Source organism: Mannheimia glucosida, from assembly GCF_046267875.1.
Classification (GTDB): domain Bacteria; phylum Pseudomonadota; class Gammaproteobacteria; order Enterobacterales; family Pasteurellaceae; genus Mannheimia; species Mannheimia glucosida.
In genome coordinates this window covers 939,184-958,571 of record NZ_CP176502.1, presented here as the reverse complement: position 1 = coordinate 958,571, position 19,388 = coordinate 939,184, and the positions used below count along the sequence as shown (strand labels likewise).

The 19,388-nt window shown below is 40.6% G+C and carries 19 protein-coding genes and 1 pseudogene; 9 read left to right on the top strand and 11 right to left on the bottom strand.

What is annotated here, in order from left to right:
* Positions 1-12 precede the first annotated feature (12 nt).
* The 7 genes from ACJ7Z2_RS04750 to hda all read right to left on the bottom strand — a co-directional run bounded on the left by ACJ7Z2_RS04750 (position 13) and on the right by hda (position 6,012).
* Positions 13-1,971, bottom strand: a complete 1,959-nt coding sequence (locus tag ACJ7Z2_RS04750; RefSeq protein WP_409500952.1) for a heme lyase CcmF/NrfE family subunit — start codon at positions 1,969-1,971, stop codon at positions 13-15.
* A complete protein-coding gene (gene ccmE, locus ACJ7Z2_RS04745; protein WP_409500951.1) occupies positions 1,968-2,522 on the bottom strand; it encodes a cytochrome c maturation protein CcmE in 555 nt (184 codons plus the stop codon). Before ccmE ends, ACJ7Z2_RS04750 begins: the two co-directional genes overlap by 4 nt.
* A 185-nt stretch (positions 2,523-2,707) precedes the next feature.
* Positions 2,708-2,905, bottom strand: coding sequence for a heme exporter protein CcmD (gene ccmD / locus ACJ7Z2_RS04740; protein WP_006248488.1), 198 nt, complete (start codon positions 2,903-2,905; stop codon positions 2,708-2,710).
* Between the two features lie 14 nt (positions 2,906-2,919).
* Positions 2,920-3,657 (bottom strand): heme ABC transporter permease, encoded by a 738-nt coding sequence (locus tag ACJ7Z2_RS04735; protein ID WP_409500950.1) that lies wholly within the window; start codon positions 3,655-3,657, stop codon positions 2,920-2,922.
* 200 nt (positions 3,658-3,857) lie between these two features.
* Positions 3,858-4,520 carry a heme exporter protein CcmB gene (ccmB, locus tag ACJ7Z2_RS04730; protein WP_409500949.1) on the bottom strand — a complete coding sequence of 221 codons (663 nt, stop codon included), beginning with the start codon at positions 4,518-4,520 and terminating at the stop codon, positions 3,858-3,860.
* Complete coding sequence (gene ccmA / locus ACJ7Z2_RS04725) at positions 4,517-5,158, bottom strand: cytochrome c biogenesis heme-transporting ATPase CcmA (protein WP_409500948.1); 642 nt, start codon at positions 5,156-5,158, stop codon at positions 4,517-4,519. The genes ccmB and ccmA overlap by 4 nt, the downstream gene beginning before the upstream one ends.
* Positions 5,159-5,301: 143 nt before the next feature.
* Complete coding sequence (gene hda / locus ACJ7Z2_RS04720; protein WP_409500947.1) at positions 5,302-6,012, bottom strand: DnaA regulatory inactivator Hda; 711 nt, start codon at positions 6,010-6,012, stop codon at positions 5,302-5,304.
* 268 nt (positions 6,013-6,280) lie between these two features.
* Between hda and ACJ7Z2_RS04715 the strand changes: the two genes are divergently transcribed.
* The 5 genes from ACJ7Z2_RS04715 (at position 6,281) to ACJ7Z2_RS04695 (ending at position 12,028) form a co-directional block, all read left to right on the top strand.
* The gene (locus ACJ7Z2_RS04715) at positions 6,281-7,882 is read left to right on the top strand and encodes an ABC transporter substrate-binding protein (protein WP_126301731.1); all 1,602 of its coding nucleotides are present in this window, start codon (positions 6,281-6,283) and stop codon (positions 7,880-7,882) included.
* A gap of 132 nt (positions 7,883-8,014) precedes the next feature.
* Entirely contained in the window at positions 8,015-9,019 is a 1,005-nt protein-coding gene (locus ACJ7Z2_RS04710; RefSeq protein WP_409500946.1) for an ABC transporter permease subunit, read from the top strand.
* 103 nt (positions 9,020-9,122) lie between these two features.
* A complete protein-coding gene (locus tag ACJ7Z2_RS04705) occupies positions 9,123-10,016 on the top strand; it encodes an ABC transporter permease subunit (protein ID WP_409501108.1) in 894 nt (297 codons plus the stop codon).
* A 10-nt stretch (positions 10,017-10,026) separates the two neighbouring features.
* A complete protein-coding gene (dppD, locus tag ACJ7Z2_RS04700; RefSeq protein WP_154703899.1) occupies positions 10,027-11,028 on the top strand; it encodes a dipeptide ABC transporter ATP-binding protein in 1,002 nt (333 codons plus the stop codon).
* A 1-nt stretch (position 11,029) separates the two neighbouring features.
* Entirely contained in the window at positions 11,030-12,028 is a 999-nt protein-coding gene (locus tag ACJ7Z2_RS04695) for a peptide ABC transporter ATP-binding protein (RefSeq protein WP_409500945.1), read from the top strand.
* Between the two features lie 58 nt (positions 12,029-12,086).
* On the opposite strand, the gene ACJ7Z2_RS04690 is transcribed toward ACJ7Z2_RS04695, so the two are convergent.
* Together ACJ7Z2_RS04690 and ACJ7Z2_RS04685 are read right to left on the bottom strand one after the other, a co-directional pair.
* Complete coding sequence (locus ACJ7Z2_RS04690) at positions 12,087-12,269, bottom strand: zf-HC2 domain-containing protein (protein ID WP_409500944.1); 183 nt, start codon at positions 12,267-12,269, stop codon at positions 12,087-12,089.
* Entirely contained in the window at positions 12,266-12,838 is a 573-nt protein-coding gene (locus tag ACJ7Z2_RS04685) for a sigma-70 family RNA polymerase sigma factor (protein WP_006248476.1), read from the bottom strand. The genes ACJ7Z2_RS04690 and ACJ7Z2_RS04685 overlap by 4 nt, the downstream gene beginning before the upstream one ends.
* A 169-nt stretch (positions 12,839-13,007) precedes the next feature.
* Between ACJ7Z2_RS04685 and msrB the strand changes: the two genes are divergently transcribed.
* Complete coding sequence (gene msrB, locus ACJ7Z2_RS04680) at positions 13,008-14,051, top strand: peptide-methionine (R)-S-oxide reductase MsrB (protein WP_126301726.1); 1,044 nt, start codon at positions 13,008-13,010, stop codon at positions 14,049-14,051.
* A gap of 2 nt (positions 14,052-14,053) precedes the next feature.
* Positions 14,054-14,536 (top strand): redoxin family protein, encoded by a 483-nt coding sequence (locus tag ACJ7Z2_RS04675; RefSeq protein ID WP_031200889.1) that lies wholly within the window; start codon positions 14,054-14,056, stop codon positions 14,534-14,536.
* Positions 14,537-14,582: 46 nt separating this feature from the next.
* Here ACJ7Z2_RS04675 and sohB read toward each other — a convergent pair whose 3' ends face one another.
* Both sohB and lpxB read right to left on the bottom strand, forming a co-directional pair.
* Positions 14,583-15,635, bottom strand: coding sequence for a protease SohB (sohB, locus tag ACJ7Z2_RS04670; protein WP_126301725.1), 1,053 nt, complete (start codon positions 15,633-15,635; stop codon positions 14,583-14,585).
* 26 nt (positions 15,636-15,661) lie between these two features.
* On the bottom strand, positions 15,662-16,840 hold the full coding sequence (gene lpxB, locus ACJ7Z2_RS04665; protein WP_409500943.1) for a lipid-A-disaccharide synthase: 1,179 nt from the start codon (positions 16,838-16,840) through the stop codon (positions 15,662-15,664).
* Positions 16,841-16,970: 130 nt separating this feature from the next.
* On the opposite strand from lpxB, the gene ACJ7Z2_RS04660 reads away from it, so the two are divergent.
* Together ACJ7Z2_RS04660 and ACJ7Z2_RS04655 are read left to right on the top strand one after the other, a co-directional pair.
* Positions 16,971-18,065 (top strand): porin, encoded by a 1,095-nt coding sequence (locus tag ACJ7Z2_RS04660; RefSeq protein ID WP_409500942.1) that lies wholly within the window; start codon positions 16,971-16,973, stop codon positions 18,063-18,065.
* A gap of 156 nt (positions 18,066-18,221) precedes the next feature.
* Positions 18,222-19,144: pseudogene (locus ACJ7Z2_RS04655) on the top strand (transposase).
* The last annotated feature ends 244 nt before the right edge of the window (positions 19,145-19,388 follow it).

Below are 19,388 nucleotides of genomic sequence, written 5' to 3'. Positions count from 1 at the left end.
CCTTTTTACCATTTAAGCTATCGCCTCTTTTTTATTTTCAATGCGTAAACGGTAGCGTTTATCCAACATACAGAGTAAACCACCGAGAGCCATAAACAGCCCGCCAATCCAGATCCAGCGAATGAACGGTTTGTAATATAAGCGAACTGCCCAAGAGTTATCTTCCAGCTTTTCGCCAAGTGCGGCATATAAATCTCGGCTAAAGCCCCAATCAATCGCCGCTTCGGTCATTCCCATTCGGCTCACTGTATAGAAGCGTTTTTCAGCGTTGAGTGTGGCTTCATATTTGCCGTTTCGAGTAATTTCAAGCTCGGCTGTGCCGCCTTGATAGTTTGCCCCATCGGTGATTTTAATCCCTTTAAATTCAAATTGGTAATCTAAAATCTCGGCTTTATCGCCGACATTCATTCTGACATCTCGTTCAATGCTGAAATTTTGGCTAAACGCAATGCCAAACACCGTCATCGCTACCCCTAAGTGAGCCAGAACCATTCCCCAATGTGAACGAGACAGTTTGAAAATGCCACTTAAGAACGAGTGGCGATGGGTTGCACGTTGGTGTAACTCATACAGGCTAAGTAACACAATAAAGACAGACATCATCGTGCCTAACACCACACTCACGGTAATGGTATTACGAAATAAGTACGGTAACCCGAATCCAAGCAATGCCATTAAAATGGCTGCAATAATCACAGGTTTACGAATAGCGGAAACTTGGTCTCTACGCCATTTAACTAACGGCCCAATCCCTAATACGAATGAGAAAGGAACCATTAAAATTAAGAACATTTGGTCAAAAAACGGAGCCCCGATTGAAATTGTCCCTAAGCCGATTTGTTTGTGAATTAATGGCAGTAACGTCCCTAAAAACACCACCGATAGAAACGCCATCAATAAAATATTATTAATGAGTAGCATCGTTTCTCTTGAATAGCGTTCATAGTTATCTAGACTTTTAATTTCCGAGCCTTTGAATGCATACAGCAGTAAAGAACCACCTACTACTAACACCAAGTAAGCTAAGATATATAAACCACGAGTTGGATCTGAGGCAAATGCGTGCACCGATACCAAAATGCCTGAACGCACTAAGAAAGTACCCACTAAGCAGAGCGAGAAAGCAAGAATCGCTAATAACACTGTCCACGCTTTAAATGTGCCTCGTTTTTCGGTCACGGCTAATGAATGAATCAGTGCTGTTCCGGCAAGCCACGGCATTAGTGAGGCGTTTTCAACCGGATCCCAGAACCACCAGCCACCCCAGCCGAGTTCGTAGTATGCCCACCAAGAACCGAGTACGATACCAAGTGTTAAAAACACCCACGCTGCCATCGTCCACGGGCGAGACCATCTTGCCCACGCAGTGTCTAAACGACCTGTCATCAGTGAGGCAATCGCAAAAGCAAAGGCAACAGAGAAACCCACATAGCCCATATAAAGCAATGGTGGGTGAAAGATCAAACCCACATCTTGCAACATTGGGTTTAATTCTTTGCCATCAACCGGGAAGTTTGGGAAAGTTCTATCAAACGGGTTAGAGGTAAAGATCACAAATACCAAGAAACCAACGCCAATCACCCCCATCACCCCAAGCACTCTGGCAACGGCGTCTTCCGGCATTTTACGGGTAAAGGTTGCAACCCCGATAGACCAAAGTGACAATAACCAAACCCAAAGCAATAGAGATCCTTCGTGAGCACCCCACACTGCAGATAACCGATATTGTAAAGGTAAACTACTGTTTGAATTGTTCACCACATATTGCACAGTAAAATCATTTACCGCAAACAGGTAGAACAAGGAACCAAACGAGATAGTTAATGCTAAAAACATCGCCCAAGTCATTGGGCGGGCAAGTGCAATTAAGGTGCTATTTTGCTTTTCTGCTCCCCAAAGCGGTAGAACTGCTAGCAGGATAGAAATCGCCAAGGCTAGTGCCAACGCATAATTGCCTAATTCTGCAATCATTTACTTTCCCCTTGTTTGTTGGCTTTTTCAGCTTCCGCCTCCGCTTTCATTTTGCGATCGGTTTCCGATTCACCTTTTAAATCTTGTTCAGACACACCCGATTTTTTATGCTGATCTTTTAATTTATCGCCCAATTCCGGTGGCATATAGTTTTCATCGTGTTTTGCCAACACTTCAGTGGCTTTTAAACGGGTTGGCTCAATCAACACCCCTTGTGCCACAATGCCTTGTCCTTCACGGAATAAATCCGGCAAAATCCCTTCATATTCCACGGTAATCGAAGGCCCGATGTCATTGAGATCAAATACCACTTTTAAACTTTTATCATCACGCTTTACCGTATCTTCCACTACCATTCCGCCCACACGGATTCGCTGACCAACTTCCGGCTTTTGTTTCGGATCATCATTTTTACCGTTTACAATTTCAGACGGTGTGTAAAACAGATCGATATTTTGGCTTAACGCATAAAGGGTCAAGCCTGCTGCGACAGAAAGCCCAAGTAATATCGAAACCACCACTTTCAATCTTGATTTGCGTCTTGGATTCATCGTAATCACCCTTCAAAATAAATGCAAAATTGCATAAAAACTCAAAAATAAATTAGTGTAAGAATAGCAAAAAACCGCAAAACATTCCCGAGATTTCAAGGAAGTTTTGCGATTTCTCAAATTAAATACCTATAAAGAAGTATGAGGCTCTAGTTGCAAAAAATAAAGTCATTTCGACCGCTTGTTTATTGCGATGTTTGCTTTAATTTTTCTTCACGCACAATCTCTTTTTTTGCTTGAGCCAAAATCGCTTTCTGTTCACGGCGACTAAGCCAAATCAGCCCAATCATTGCAATGAAACTGACACCATAAGAGAGCCAAACATAAAAGCCGTAGCCACCCATTGCAAAAAAATCACTGATTGATTCAAATTGAAATGTCATTGTTCTCTCCTACTCTAAACTGATTTTGCCAGTTGTTTTACCCAAGGGCGATTACGTTCGTCCTTTAATAAGGCAATGCGATAACGCCAAATGCTAAACCAAGCGGTAAAAATTAAGCTACCGAAAATCGCCAATAGCAACGGAATTAACATTTCCACCGCCATAGACGGTTTATCGAATTTAGTGATGGTCGCCCCTTGATGCAAGGTGTTCCACCATTCCACCGAAAAGTGAATAATCGGCAAGTTAATCACGCCAACAACTGACAGCACCGCTGCGGCTTTCGCTCCGGTTTGTCTGTCTTGGAATGCCGAATAAAGAGCCATCACGCCGATATAAAGGAAAAATAACACTAAAGCCGAAGTTAAGCGAGCGTCCCACACCCACCAAGTCCCCCACATTGGTTTGCCCCAAATTGCACCGGTTGCAAGTGAAATAAAAGCGAATACTAAGCCGATAGGTGCCATTGAAATCATCGCCAAGTTAGCTTGGCGAATTTGCCAAACCAATGCCACCAAGCCTGCAACCGCCATTGAGCCATATACGCCCATCGACCAAATTGCTGCCGGCACGTGAATAAAGATAATGCGATAGCTATCGCCCTGTTGGTAATCTTTCGGGGCAAAAGCTAATCCCCAAACAAAAGCAACCGCTAACATAATCAAGCTTAGCCAACCTAAAAACGGTTGGATTTTCCCTAGCAAATGGTACTGCGTTTCCGATTTTGCATAAGGGTGTAACCATTTCCACATATATTTCTCCAAAGTAAATAATTACCCTCGCTCGTTTACGGGAGAGGGACGATTTGAGCTTCGTTCAGAAGCGAAAATCAGGGAGAGGGGGAAAAATTTGCAAATTTTCGTAATAATTCGACCGCTTCCCATCTCTCTGAAAAACACCTCTGAACAAGGTGTTTTTCGGTCTCTCTCCCTCTTGAGGGAGAGAGGAAGTTTTAGTTCAAACTAATCCTCAACGCCCCGGCAATCGCAAACGGTGAAAACGTTAAAGTAACTGCTAAAATTGCCCCGATAATTGCTAGTTGTCCGCTATATCCCATATTCAATGTGGCTGCTTCTAATACCGCAGCGGCAAAAATCAGCACCGGTAAGAATAACGGCAAAATCAATAAACTGAGCAATGTGCCACCTTTGCGTAAGCCGACTGTGAGTGCCACGCCAATCGCCCCTAAGCAACTTAAAATCGGCGTGCCAAGTAACAATGTCAGCACTAACGCCCACCAAACGTGAGTTTCGAGTGAAAGCAAAATGGCAGCAATCGGTGAAAGAAAAATCAGTGGTAAGCCGGTAAGTAACCAATGAGCAATCACTTTCGCCAATGCAACCTGCGGCAAGGCAAGCGGCAGTAACATTAATTGCTCAAGCGAGCCGTCTAAATAATCATCACGGAATAACCGCTCAAAGGAAAGCAATGCAGAAAGCAAAGCAGCTACCCACGCAATGCCGCCGGCAATTTTGCCTAATAATTCGGGGTTAGGTCCCATTAAAATCGGGAATACGGTAATCACCATTAAAAAAAACCACAACGGATTTAAAATCTCCGAGGGTTTACGAAAGGCTATGGTGAGTTCCCGCTGAATAATAGTCAATAAAATCATACTTTAAATTGATCTAACGAAATAATACGCACTTTGTCGCTCTCAGCAGCTTGGTGGCTGGTAAAAATCACTAATCCACCTTTCTCGCAATGCTGTTCAATATGAGCAATCAGATCCGCTACGCCTTTTTTATCAATAGCGGTAAAGGGTTCGTCTAATATCCAAAGTTTGGCATTGGTAAGCCATAATTTCGCCAACGCCACACGGCGTTGCTGACCGGCTGACAAATGCGAACAAGGTAAATCTTCACGCCCAATAAGCGACACTTTCGCCAACGCTTGCCAAAGGGCATCATCATCTTGCGGTAACTGTTGGATTTTCTGGTAGAAACGCAAATTTTCCCAAGGGGTTAATTCCGGTTTTACTCCCGAATAATGCCCTAAATAAAACAGCTCGGCATAATAATGGTCACGCTGTTTTTGAATTGCTAGATCGTTCCACAACACTTCACCTTCCGCAGGTAAAGAAAGCCCGGCTAAAATACGTAACAGGCTGGTTTTTCCAATCCCGTTATGCCCTTCAATCTGCACCCATTCACCGCTTTGCACGGTAAAACTGCACCCTTCAAACAAGCGGGTCTCGCCCCGCTCACAGGCAATTTGATTAAGTTTAAGCTGATATTGGGCAGTTTGGTTCATCGTTTTTCATTTGGTTGAACATTTTAGCCGAAGTGTAACATAAGCCTTTGATTTAACGTAGCAAATAAATTACTTATTTAGAGGTAGCAAGCGGTCAAATTTTCAAAAATTTTTGCAAATTTTGACAAGAATCAAACCGCTTGTTACAGAGAAAGGATTTCCTTCACAAAAGGAATGGTTAATTTACGCTGGGCTTGGAGAGACGCTTTATCCAACTTATCCAATATTTTAGAGAGTTGATCTAAATCCGTCCCTGCTTTTTTGAGCAGAAAATGAGCCACTTCATCGGGCAATTCCACCCCTTTTTGGTGAGCATTTAACTGTAAAATTTGGCATTTTTGTTCATCGGTTAAATCGTTTAACTGGTACACTTCGCCCCAAGTTAAGCGGGAACGTAAATCCGGCAACTGGATATTAAGCTGATGAGGCGGGCAATCGGCACTGATTAACAGTAAGGTTTTTTGCCCATCATTAAACAAGCCTTGCTGCTCTCGAATTTGATTAAAAAGATTAAAAATGGCAACTTCCCATTCGGCATCGCCTGCAATCGCCTGAATATCGTCTAGGCAAATCACATTCAGTAATTCGGCATTATCCAACACCAATGGTGAGAAATAGTTAGCTTTCGTAAGCGGAATATAGCTGGAGGTTTGGTGATTTAACAGAAAGTGATTACTCACCGCTTTTAACAGATGGCTTTTACCGCAGCTTTTTCCGCCCCAAATGTAGAAAAACGGCTGTTGGACATCCGTAAAATTCCGTTTGAGGGATTCAAGCAACACTTCACTATTTTGACTATAAAAATTCTCGAAAGTGTCTTCATCAATTTGATGAATGGGTAGAGGTAACTGCAAGGCTTTCCTTAAATCTCTAAGTTTGATATTTTTCTAAGAATAGCGGAAAAGCAAGGGTTTGAGAAGTAAAAATAGTGAGAAAATATCCACTCATTTTTTAATGAAGAGATGACAAGCGGTTGAATTTCCACATAATTTTGTAAATCTGACTGAAAACTCACCGTTTTGTATTAAAAAAAGATTGCAGTTAACTCAAAAAATTGTATATTCAAAGCCTTCTACTTAAAAAGTAGAGTAAGACAACTATTACAAACACAACGGAGTGAATATGAAAAACATGACTAAATTATCGCTAATAACATTAGCGCTAGCCGCTTCAAGTAGCGTCTTTGCTGCGCCGAAAACCTTTGTTTACTGCTTAGAGGCTTCGCCTTCAGCATTAAGCCCAGTGCTATCAACAGACGGTGCAAGCTTTGATGTGAACGCCCGCCCGATTTATAACAAATTAACCGACTTTGAAGACGGTACAACTAATGTTATTCCCTCTCTTGCCGAAAAATGGGACATTTCGGAAGACGGTAAAACTTACACCTTCCACCTGCGTAAAGGCGTGAAATTCCACGAAAATAAAGAATTTAAACCAAGCCGTGAGTTAAATGCAGACGATGTTGTGTTCTCCATTAACCGTCAGTTTGATCCAAACCATCCATTCCACAAAGTTTCCGGCGGTAACTACGAATACTTTATCGGTATGGATATGCAAAATATTATCGATAAAGTGGAAAAAGTGGACGATTACACGGTGAAATTCACCTTAAAAGTGCCAAATGCTCCATTTTTGGCGAACTTAGCGATGGAATTTGCCAGCATTTTCTCTGCGGAATATGCCGATAAAATGTTAAAAGCCGGCACGCCGGAAAAAATCGACACCAACCCTATCGGTAGTGGCCCATTCCAATTAGTGGACTATCAAAAAGACTCTAGCGTTCGCTACAAAGCCTTTGAACAATACTGGCAAGGCAAAGCGAAACTTGATCGCTTAGTATTTTCCATTACCCCAGATGCTTCCGTGCGTTTGGCAAAATTACAAAAAGGTGAATGCCACGCAATGCCTTACCCGAACCCAGCGGATATTGAAAATCTGAAAAAAGATCCGAACATCGAGGTAATGAGCCAATCGGGTATGAATATCGGTTATTTAGCACTGAATAAAGATATTAAACCGTTAGACAACCAAAAAGTCCGCCAAGCGTTGAACTTTGCGGTGAACAAACAAGCAATTGTCGATGCGGTGTATCAAGGTGCCGGTCAGGTAGCGAAAAACCCGATTCCACCAACAATGTGGAGCTACAATGACGAGATTAAAGATTACGACTACAACCCTGAAAAAGCTAAAGAGCTATTAAAAGAAGCCGGTTTTGAGAAAGGGTTCGACACCGAATTATGGGCAATGCCGGTTTCTCGTCCGTATAACCCGAATGCTCGTCGTATGGCGGAGTTAATTCAAGAAGACTGGAAGAAAGTCGGCGTGAATGCGAAAATCGTCAGCTACGAGTGGGGTGAATACCTCAAACGTTTACGTCAAGGCGAAGCAGCCACTTCAATGATCGGCTGGACTGGCGATAACGGCGACCCGGACAACTTCTTGAACACACTATTAAGCTGCTCTTCAGTAGATGCGGGTTCAAACTATGCGAAATTCTGCCACAAACCGTTTGAAGAAGTAGTGCTTGCTGCTGCTCAAGAAAGCGACAAAGCAAAACGTACCGAGCTTTATAAACAAGCTCAAGTGATCTTCAAAGAGCAAGCTCCTTGGATTACGATTGCTCACTCCACCGTTTACTTCCCGGTGCGTAAAGAAGTAAAAGGTTATGTGATGAGTCCGTTCAGCTTACATAACTTCTACAAAGTAGATTTAGCGGGCAAATAATCCGCCGGCAAGCGGTCGGATTTGTAAAAAAATTGGCAAATATGACCGCTTGTCCTAAATGAATGTAAGGGCGAATTACATTCGCCCTTACATTTATCTTCAAACATAAAACTCCAAAAAAAGAGATTTTAAATGTTTTCATTTATTTTAAAACGTGTGCTAATGGTGATACCTACCTTTATTGCCATTACGTTAATTACTTTTGCCCTTGTGCATTTTATCCCCGGTGATCCGATTGAGATCCGAATGGGAGAGCGTGGATTGTCGCCTGAGGTTCACCAACAGATGATGGAACAACTTGGGCTTAACCGACCGTTGTTTGAACAATACATCAGCTACATCAAAGGTGTGCTGCACGGCGATCTCGGTAACTCATTTCGTAACAACGAACCTGTGTTGAAAGAATTTTTTACCCTATTCCCGGCAACCGTTGAGCTGGCGTTTTTTGCACTACTCTGGTCGCTGGTATTCGGGATTGCACTCGGTGTGATTGCGGCGGTGAAAAAAGAGAGTTGGATTTCACACACTGTAACCACACTTTCACTGACCGGCTACTCAATGCCGATTTTCTGGTGGGGGTTAATTTTAATTCTCTACTTCTCCACCCCACTCGGCTTACCGGCTTCTGGGCGTTTACCGTCTGAATATTGGATTGAAGCCAATACCGGCTTTATGCTGATTGATACTTGGAATTCAGACGAACCGGGGGCATTTTTAGCGGCAATTAAATCGCTGATTTTACCGTCTATCGTACTAGGGACAATCCCGCTTGCGGTGATTACCCGTATGACCCGCTCTTCAATGCTGGAAGTGTTGGGTGAGGACTATATCCGCACCGCCAAAGCCAAAGGCTTAAACACTACCCGAATTGTGATTGTTCACGCATTAAGAAATGCCTTGATTCCGGTGGTAACGGTCGTTGGCTTAATTGTCGGGCAACTGCTTTCCGGTGCGGTTTTAACCGAAAACATCTTCTCGTGGCCGGGTATCGGCAAATGGATTATTGATGCGATCAACAGCCGTGACTACCCTGTACTACAAGGCTCAGTGCTGATTATTGCGACTATTATTATCCTAGTGAATTTAGCGGTAGATTTGCTGTATGGTATTGTCAATCCAAGAATTAGACATAGTTAAGCATTTCCTTTAATTTGATGCCCCTTTTTAGTAAAGGTAGGCTTATACAAGCGGTTTAATTTCCGCCATTTTTTACAAAAATATTTTTTAGTTGGAGTTAATGATGTCAGGAATAACGGCGGTAAATCCACCCGCACCCAAAACACCATTACAAGAATTTTGGTATTACTTCTGTCAAAACAGAGGTGCATTAATCGGGCTTATATTCATTGCCATTGTCTTTTTTGCCTGTGTATTCGCTCAATGGGTTGCTCCATTCGACCCAATCGAGCAAAACCGTAGTGCTTTACTACTTCCACCGGTGTGGGCAGAAGGTGGCAGTTCCGCTCATCTATTAGGAACAGATGATATTGGGCGAGATATTCTGTCTCGCATTATTTATGGTGCCAGATTATCGGTCTTTATCGGCTTAGTAATCGTGATACTTTCCTGTGTTTTTGGCGTGATTTTAGGCTTAATTGCAGGTTATTACGGCGGTATGCTTGATATTATCATTATGCGATTAGTCGATATTATGTTGGCAATCCCAAGCCTGCTTTTAACTATTGGTGTGGTAACGATTCTCGGACCTTCTCTGATTAATGCAGCAATTGCAATTGCGATCGTCTCCATTCCAAGCTATGTGCGTTTAACCCGAGCCCAAGTGTTAAGCGAGAAAAACCGTGATTATGTGACTGCTTCCCGTGTTGCCGGTGCGAGCGTGCTTCGCTTAATGTTTGTCGTTATTTTACCTAACTGTTTAGCTCCGCTTATCGTGCAAATGACGATGGGGATCTCAAATGCGATTTTAGAGCTTGCCGCTCTCGGCTTCTTAGGTATTGGTGCTCAACCGCCAACACCGGAGCTTGGCACAATGCTTGCCGAATCACGTGGTTTTATGCAGTCAGCAAACTGGCTGGTGACTATTCCGGGACTGGCAATTTTATCGCTGGTTTTAGCATTCAACTTGATGGGTGACGGCTTGCGTGACGCCCTCGATCCAAAACTCAAACAATAGGAGAGTCGAAATGGCATTATTAACTGTTGATCAACTTTCCGTGCATTTTGGCGATAAAAAAACGCCATTTAAAGCGGTGGATCGTATAAGTTACCAAGTCAATGAAGGTGAAGTGCTAGGCATTGTAGGCGAGTCAGGCTCAGGTAAATCGGTCAGCTCGCTCGCCATTATGGGCTTGATTGATTTCCCCGGCAGAGTGATGGCTGAAAAATTGCATTTTAACGGTAATGATTTATTGGCATTAAAGCCAAAAGAAAAGCAACAGATCGTAGGGGCTGATGTTTCGATGATCTTCCAAGATGCAATGACCAGCTTAAATCCGAGCTATACGGTGGGCTATCAGATTATGGAAGCATTGAAAGTGCATCAAGGTGGCTCAAAAGCCAGCCGCCGTGAGCGTGCGATTGAGTTGCTGACGATGGTCGGCATTCCCGATCCTGAATCCCGTTTAGAGGTTTACCCACACCAGCTTTCAGGTGGTATGAGCCAGAGGGTGATGATTGCAATGGCGATTGCTTGTCGTCCAAAATTGTTGATTGCCGATGAGCCAACTACTGCATTAGATGTAACGATTCAAGCTCAAATTATCGATTTATTGCTTGAATTGCAACGCAAAGAAAATATGGCGTTGATTTTGATTACTCACGACTTAGCGTTAGTGGCTGAATCGGCACACCGCATTCTTGTAATGTATGCAGGGCAGGTGGTAGAAGAGGGTAAAGCGGCAGAAATTTTTAGCTCACCGCTTCACCCTTACACCCAAGCGTTGCTCAAAGCATTACCGGAATTTGCCGAAGGGAAATCTCGCTTGCAATCGCTACCGGGTGTGGTGCCGGGTAAATATGACCGCCCACAAGGTTGCCTGCTCAACCCACGCTGTCCTTATGCTACAGACAAATGCCGTGAAATTGAACCGGAGTTACATACACTAAATGGTCGCCAAGTGAAATGTCATACTCCTTTAACACTCGCAGGAACACCACTTGCACTTGAACAACATCTGAGAGGTTAAAATGAGCGATTTGCAAAAAAATGATAAAAACGCACCGCTTCTCGATGCGATTAATTTAAAAAAATACTATCCGGTTAAAAAGGGAATGTTCGCTAAACCGAAAACGGTAAAAGCGGTGGATGGCGTCTCTTTTACCCTTGAACGTGGCAAAACCCTTGCGATTGTTGGCGAATCCGGTTGCGGGAAATCAACATTGGGGAGAATGCTCACCATGATTGAAAGCCCGACCGAAGGCGAATTGTTCTACAACGGGCAGAATTTCTTAGTCAATGACAAAGAAACGGCTCAACTACGCCGTAAAAAAATCCAAATTGTGTTTCAAAACCCATATAGCTCGCTCAATCCTCGGAAAAAAGTAGGTACTATTTTAGAAGAGCCGTTGCTGATCAACACTAACTTATCCGCAAAAGAACGTAAAGAAAAAGTGCTGGAAATGATGGCGAAAGTCGGCTTAAAACCGGAATTTTACGACCGCTATCCGCATATGTTCTCGGGCGGACAACGCCAGCGAATTGCAATTGCACGCGGTTTAATGTTACAGCCGGACATTGTGGTTGCTGATGAACCGGTTTCTGCATTAGACGTTTCGGTTAGGGCTCAAGTGCTGAACCTAATGATGGATTTACAAGAAGATATGGGCTTGTCTTACGTCTTCATTTCGCACGATTTATCGGTAGTGGAACATATTGCCGATGAAGTGATGGTAATGTATTTAGGGCGTTGCGTGGAACAAGGGGATACCAAAACTATCTTCAGCAATCCACGCCACCCTTATACTCAAGCGTTACTCTCTGCAACGCCTCGTTTAGATCCAAATCAACGTCGTGAGCGGATTAAACTGACTGGCGAACTACCAAGTCCGCTTAATCCACCAAAAGGCTGTGCCTTTAACGCCCGTTGCCGATTTGCAACCGATCGTTGCTATGTGGAGCGACCGGAGCTAAAAACCTATCAAGACGGCACTCGCATTGCTTGTTTTGTGGTGGAGGAAAATAATTAGGCAACGCTCGCTATTTAAAAGGTTAAAGTTTTTCAACTTTAACCTTTATTTTTTATACTTAATGCTCCCCATCTTTTGTAGCAAAATCTTTCATTAATTTGCTGATATGCTCACAATGGTGTTTAAATTGACGACAATACGGGCAAATAATCAAATGTGTTTTAACGCCAATCTTCTCTTTTAAAGTGAGTTTTCGTTCCTTTGAGTCAGAAATTAACCTTGTTACTTGTCGGCAATTCATCTATTTCTCTCCGTTAATTTCCTTGAAAGACATTGTTGTAACTGCAGCCTTGCTCGATAGATTAATGTATATAAATTATCTGATGTAATATTTACTACTCGACAAATTTCATCTGAGGTTGCCTCTAAATATTCCCTCATCATAAATACCCTAGCTTGTTTTGCAGGTAAATTGCTTAAGCAAACTTCAAATAATATCCAAAATTCTTTGGAATAAACAGCTTCTTCCTGCCAGCTAGAAGGATAATATTCTTCTTTCCAATGCCCATAATTATCAAAAAAGTGATTCTCTTCGTCATCATCAGCCAGATCACTTTCTAGTACTATACGATCTTTTTTACGTAAATAATCAATAATTTTATTTTTTAGAATAGCAAATATCCAGGTTTTCAATGCTGCTTTACGCTGGAAATTATCAATATTTTTTATTGCATTAACGAATGCTTCTTGAACCATATCTTCAGCAAGAGCAATATCTTGTAATTGTAACTGAGCAAATTTCAACATTTGCTGACGAATATCGGCAAGCTGTTCCGATGAAATATCTAAAGAAATCTTGTTATGAATCATAGTGTTATATTGAGAAAATTTTTTGTGAGAATATTAAACAATATTCGACTAATCCTATAGAGAGTAAAACCAATTTTGATCTTAGCAAAAAAGTAAGAAATTATGAATGTTTAAGGTTAAACCCTCATCCTTAAAAAATAAAATTACATAAGTTATAAAGGAGAACTGAATGAAATACAATCAACTGTTACTATGTTTGGTGTCTGCTATCTTTACCACCTCCTCAATAGCAAACATCACAAACCCTAACGAGATGCGATCTGAAAACTTACAGGATATTTACTTGGCAGGAGGATGTTTCTGGGGCATTGAAGCCTATATGGAAAAAATATATGGCGTAAAAGAGGCTACATCGGGCTATGCCAATGGCAAAACTGAGCAAACTGCTTACCGAATTATCGGGCAAACCGATCATGCAGAAACAGTTCACGTGACCTATGATGCTAATAAAATTTCTTTAGAAAAGCTGTTGCAATATTACTTTAAAGTAATTGATCCAACCAGTAAAAATAAACAAGGTAATGATATTGGTCGACAATATCGCACCGGTATTTATTATCAAAATGAGCAAGATAAGCAAATCATTTTAAAAGAGATTCAAGCCCAACAAGCAAAATATAAACAGAAAATACAAGTGCAAGTAGAGCCATTGAAACATTATATTTTAGCAGAAGAGTATCATCAGGATTACTTAAAGAAAAACCCAAATGGTTATTGCCACATTGATTTAAACCAAGCAAATAGCATTATTATCGATCCAAAAGATTACCCTAAACCTAGCGATGCTACATTAAAAATGAAATTAACGCCTTTGCAATATAGCGTTACCCAACGAAAAAATACAGAGCGTTCATTCAGTAACGAATATTGGGATAATACCGCACTGGGTATTTATGTTGATATTACTACCGGAGAGCCACTTTTTTCATCTCGAGATAAATATGATTCAGGTTGCGGCTGGCCAAGTTTTACCAAACCAATTATCAATGAGGTTGTTAACTATACCGAAGATAATAGTTTTAATATGACAAGAACGGAAGTACTAAGTCGAAGTGGTAACGCTCATTTAGGGCACGTTTTCACCGATGGTCCGAAAGATAAAGGCGGATTACGTTATTGTATCAACAGTGCCTCAATCAAATTTATTCCATTAGAGCAAATGGAAAAAGAAGGTTACGGCTATTTAATAAATATGATTAAAGGAAATAAATAATGATGAAGAAAATAATTAGTTTACTCATAATGATGTTGAGTCTTAACAGCTATGCACAAGAAAACTCTCATCTTGGGCATATTCCTCTTAAAGATCTCAATCAAAATCAAATTACTCTTGATAAATATCAAGGTAAAAAAATCTATATAAAAGCATGGGCATCTTGGTGTTCTATTTGTCTAGCCGGATTGGCGGAAATTGAGGAAATAAGCCAAAAAGCAAATAACGATATTGAAATTATTACTATTGTTTCACCAGGGCATAAAGGCGAGAAAACAACCAATCAATTTATTGAATGGTATAAAGGGATAGAATCTGATTATCCTAATATTACTGTTTTATTGGATGAACAAGGAGACTTTATTAAACAAACCGAAATAAGAGGATATCCACATAATTTATTGTTAGATTCTTCACTCAATTTAAAGAAAAGTATTCCAGGTCATTTAAATAGTGAACAAATACTTCATTCTATTACTAACTGATAAAATAAGGGGCTATATAAACGATAGCCCTTTAATAATATATACGCTACATCAGCGTTGAACGACTTTTATGTAAAATCTTAGTGAGCAGGTTCTCTGCTGATTGCTCGAATTGAGAACCCAATTTCTGAGCAAGTTTTTTCTTCTCTTTATATTTTAGCTCAATCACTTCTTTTTCTTTCATAGCATTGAGGAGCAGATCATCACTGGTTGCAATCTCATCAACCAAATTTAGCTCAATCGCTTGCTGACCAAACCAATGCTCACCTGTTGCAACCTGCTCAATATCCAGCTGTGGACGATGTTGAGCCACAAATTGCTTAAACAGAGAATGCGTTTCTTCCAATTCTTGCTGGAATTTCTGTTTCCCTTTCTCGGTATTTTCACCCACCAGAGTAACCGTGCGTTTATATTCGCCGGCAGTCATCACGTCCACATCAATATCGTGTTTTTTCAGTAAGCGGTGGATATTCGGCACTTGAGCCACCACCCCTACCGAGCCAATTACCGCAAACGGAGCAGACACAATTTTATTCGCCACACACGCCATCATATAGCCACCGCTGGCAGCTACTTTATCTACCGCTGCGGTTAAATAAATATTGCGATCACGGAGACGTTGCAACTGCGAAGCCGCTAACCCATAACCGTGAACCACACCGCCCGGACTTTCAAGTTTAAGTAAAACTTCATCTTTTTCCGGATTCGCGAGGCTAATTACCGCATCAATTTCACGGCGTAGGGAATTTACTTCGTGAGCCATCATATCGCCATTAAAATTCAACACAAATAAACGGGAAGGGCTTTCTACACTTTCTTCGCCTGCTTTTAAGCGTTTTTTCTCTGCTTTGGCTTTCTCTTTTGCTGCTTTTTTCTCCTGCTTTTCCTGATGTTTTAATTCTTCTTCACTTAGAAAAAAGCCGGAAAGGGATTTTTGCTGCTCTTTATATTTCTCAGATAAATTGGTAATTGAAATTGAGCCGTTTTCATTCTGCTTTTTCGATTCCAAAATCAGCATTACCACCACCGCAATAATGCCAAACACAGTTAATAACTCTAATAAAAAAATACCATAATTAAGTAATACTTCTTTCCACATAAATTTTCCTTTTTGCAAAAAACTAACTAAATTTGACCGCTTGTCGAGCCGTTTAAGAGATCAATAACTGCTTGGGCAGCTTGCTCATCGGCATTACACTGAATTGATTGATGTAGCTGCATAAACTGCTGTTTTAGCAATGTTTTATGTTGCTGGGTTTTCTCATCATCAGCTAAAAATAGAGCTAACTCTTGAGCTAAATTTTCCGGGTTACACTCTTCTTGGATCAATTCTGGCACTAATGGGGCTTGAGCCAATAAATTCGGCAGGGAGATATAATCGGTTTTAACCAATTTTTTCGCCAGCCAATACGTCAGCGGTTTCATTCGGTAGCCGACTACCATCGGTGACTTGCACAACATTGCCTCTAATGCTGCCGTTCCTGAGGCTAACAGCGTACATTCTGCAGCAATCATTGCTTGTCGAGCCTTACCTTGAATAATGTTAAGTTCCAGCTCGGGAGCAACTTGTTGCTTAATCGCATTAAATTGCTCGATTCGTTTTTGGCTCACCATTGGCACTAAAAATTGTAAATCTGGAAAACGAGCCTTGAGTAACTGAGCGGCTTTCAAAAAAGGCTCAGCCAAAAACTGAATTTCGCTACCACGGCTTCCCACCAAAATTGCCATATACCGCTTAGATTCATCAATATTTAACGCTAAACACGCCTCTGCACGATTCGGCTCGAGTGGGATTGCATCTGCCATCATATGTCCGATAAAGCGACAAGGCACATTGAATTTATCATAGAACGCTTTCTCAAATGGCAAAAATGCCAATACTAAATTGGTCGCTCTGGCAATTTTAAATACCCGCTTTTGACGCCAAGCCCACACCGAAGGGCTAACATAATGAATGGTCTTAATGCCACTCGCTTTGAGTTTTTCTTCAACAGTTAAATTAAAATCCGGTGCATCAATGCCGATAAAAATATCCGGTTTCAATTTAATCATTTCATCAATAACTTGTTTACGGCGTTTCAGTAAACGGGGTAAATGCTTAACAACCTCTGCTAGCCCCATTACAGAAAGTTCTTCCATATCAAACAAGGACTCGCAACCAGCTTCGATCATTCGAGAGCCAGCCACACCGATAAAGCGTGCATTCGGATAATGTGCTTTTAACGCATTAATTAACCCTGCTCCAAGAATATCGCCGGATACTTCACCGGCAACTAAGCCAATAACGGGAGATTGTTGTTTCATATTCACTATTATCAAAAATATTACGTGTCACTATTATAACCAATCATCATATAAACTAACAAAATAATATTGTTTAGCAACGGTGATTCCCCTAAACTAGCCACCCTATTTATTCAGATGGAGTGATTTTATGAAAAAAACAACATTAGCTATTTTGGCTTCTACTTTAGTCGCAAACTCGGCACTGGCAATTACAATTTACGATCATAAAGAAACTGGTACGCAAATTGAATTTATTGGTTCTGCTCGTATTAAATGGGAAAGCTCATCCGATAAAACTTCGCCGGTAAACGGGCAATCTAGCCGTAACCACGTCAACCACGCAGTGGATAACAACGGCTCTCGTTTTGGCTTCCGTTTAACCCAACAAGTTGGACACGGATTCTATGCTCTAGGGCGTGTGGAATGGCGTATGCGTGGCGATTCAAGCTCACAACATAACTTCGATCATATTTATGATCATCAACTCTATGCAGGAATCGGGCATAAACAATACGGTGAATTAACATACGGCAATATGACTAATATTGCCGATGAAGTAAAACAAACTGACTTACCAAATACACTCAGCTTAAGTGATGGCTTACTTACCGGTTCATCACGCCGTACGCTTCAATATGTTTACAAAGGCATCGAAGGATTAAAACTCGGAGCATTCTATGGCGGAAATAGCCAACGTGGAAACAATGGCTTAGATTTAGCCAATAAACGTAAAGATATTTGGGGTGCAGCAGCAATTTATAACTATAAAATTGATGATAACCAAGGCTTAAAATTAGCAACAGGTGCAACCCGTGAGCGTTTTGAGCAATCTATCGGCAATTATGAACGCACTGCTCTTGCATTTGGCACGGCTTATACTTACGGAAAAACTACTCTTGGCTTAGATTTAGAACGTCGTGAAACCGAAGATCAAAACGCCATCGGCAACAAACGTATTGAAAAAGAATTTCGCACAGTGTTACTCCATCGCTTAACAGATCAATGGAATGCTTACACAATGTATGCTTACAAAGAAAACAAACTTAATGCCGTAGGCTTGGCAAATGATACTAAAGTGAAAAGAAACCAATTTATGTTGGGAACGGAATATTATATTGTTCCAAAACACTTAAAAGGCTTTGTTGAATGGCAAGCAACTCGTGCTAAGCACTATACCAACGATGTAAAAACCGCAAAATCTCGTAATTACACAACTGTAGTAGGCTTACGAGCTTATTGGTAATAAAACTGAAAAGCGTACTAGAATGATCTGCACCTAAAAGTTGGACTAACCAACAGATTAAGGTGCAGATTTTTTGCCATAGTAGACAAAAAGGTTGGTAAAAAGTGGGTTAAAGCCTTATATTACAAGGCTTTAACCCACTTTTTTAAAATATGAATAAAAACTTGTCCTTTTTACCAATCTTTAAACACACAAAAGTATGGCTTTAAAAATAAGCTGCAGCGTTATAAATGTTTAGCTTGTAATAAAGTATTTACCCTAAAGCCCAAATTAAATTCTCTTCACATTTGGCTTGATTATTCCGTTGGAAAACAAACCTACCAACAATTAGCGAATAAATATCATTGTTCCGTGAGAACGATTCAACGACATATAGAAAAATCGCCTAAAGCCTTATTAAGTCCCCCTCAAAATAAATATTTAAACCTAATTATTGATACGACCTTTTTTCATCGTGATTTTGGCGTGATGGTATTTATTGATAGTCTTTCAACCAAAGTGATTTATCATCAAATTGTGAAAACGGAAAAAGATATCTATTACAAGAAAGCCATCAATTATTTAAGGGAAAAAGGTTATATCATTCAATCAATTACCTGTGATGGCCGGCAAGGCTTGTTAAAAGATTTACTCAATACGCCTACCCAAATGTGTCAATTTCATTTAGTAGCAATCGTGATGAGAACATTAAGAAAAAACATCAATCTCACGCGGGAAGAGAATTAAAAGCGATAATAAAAACATTAAAAAGTAGCTCAAAAAATGAATTTTATTTACGGATTTATTATTGGAAAATAAAACATCAGGATTTTTTAAATGAGCGGTCAGATAAACCAAATGAAAAGGGAAAGTATCCTTATAAACATCGACATGTAAGAAGTGCTTATGCCAGTATTAAGCGATATTTTGAATATCTATTTACTTATGAAAAGTATCCTGAATTAAATATTGAAAAGACGACAAATAGGATAGAAGGGTTATTTAAAGAACTTAAGGATAAATTACGTCCACATAGTGGTTTAACGAGAAAGCATAAGATATTGTTTATACAGGACTTTTTAAATAAAAAGAGTCGGTAATGATGCTCTAAAAATAATCATTACCAACCCTTTTGTCTAATAGAGGCATAGTTTTGCAAAACACCAACCTTTTTGTCTACTATGCCGATTTTTTATGACCAAATACAACTAATCCTTCAAACAAGAAGCCATTGCATTTATCTTCAAAGTGGTAAAAACCGCTTACTCACCCATTGGTATCTTCAGCTTTAAGAAACAACACTAAAACTTTAGGTGAACTAATATAATCATAATGGCAATAACT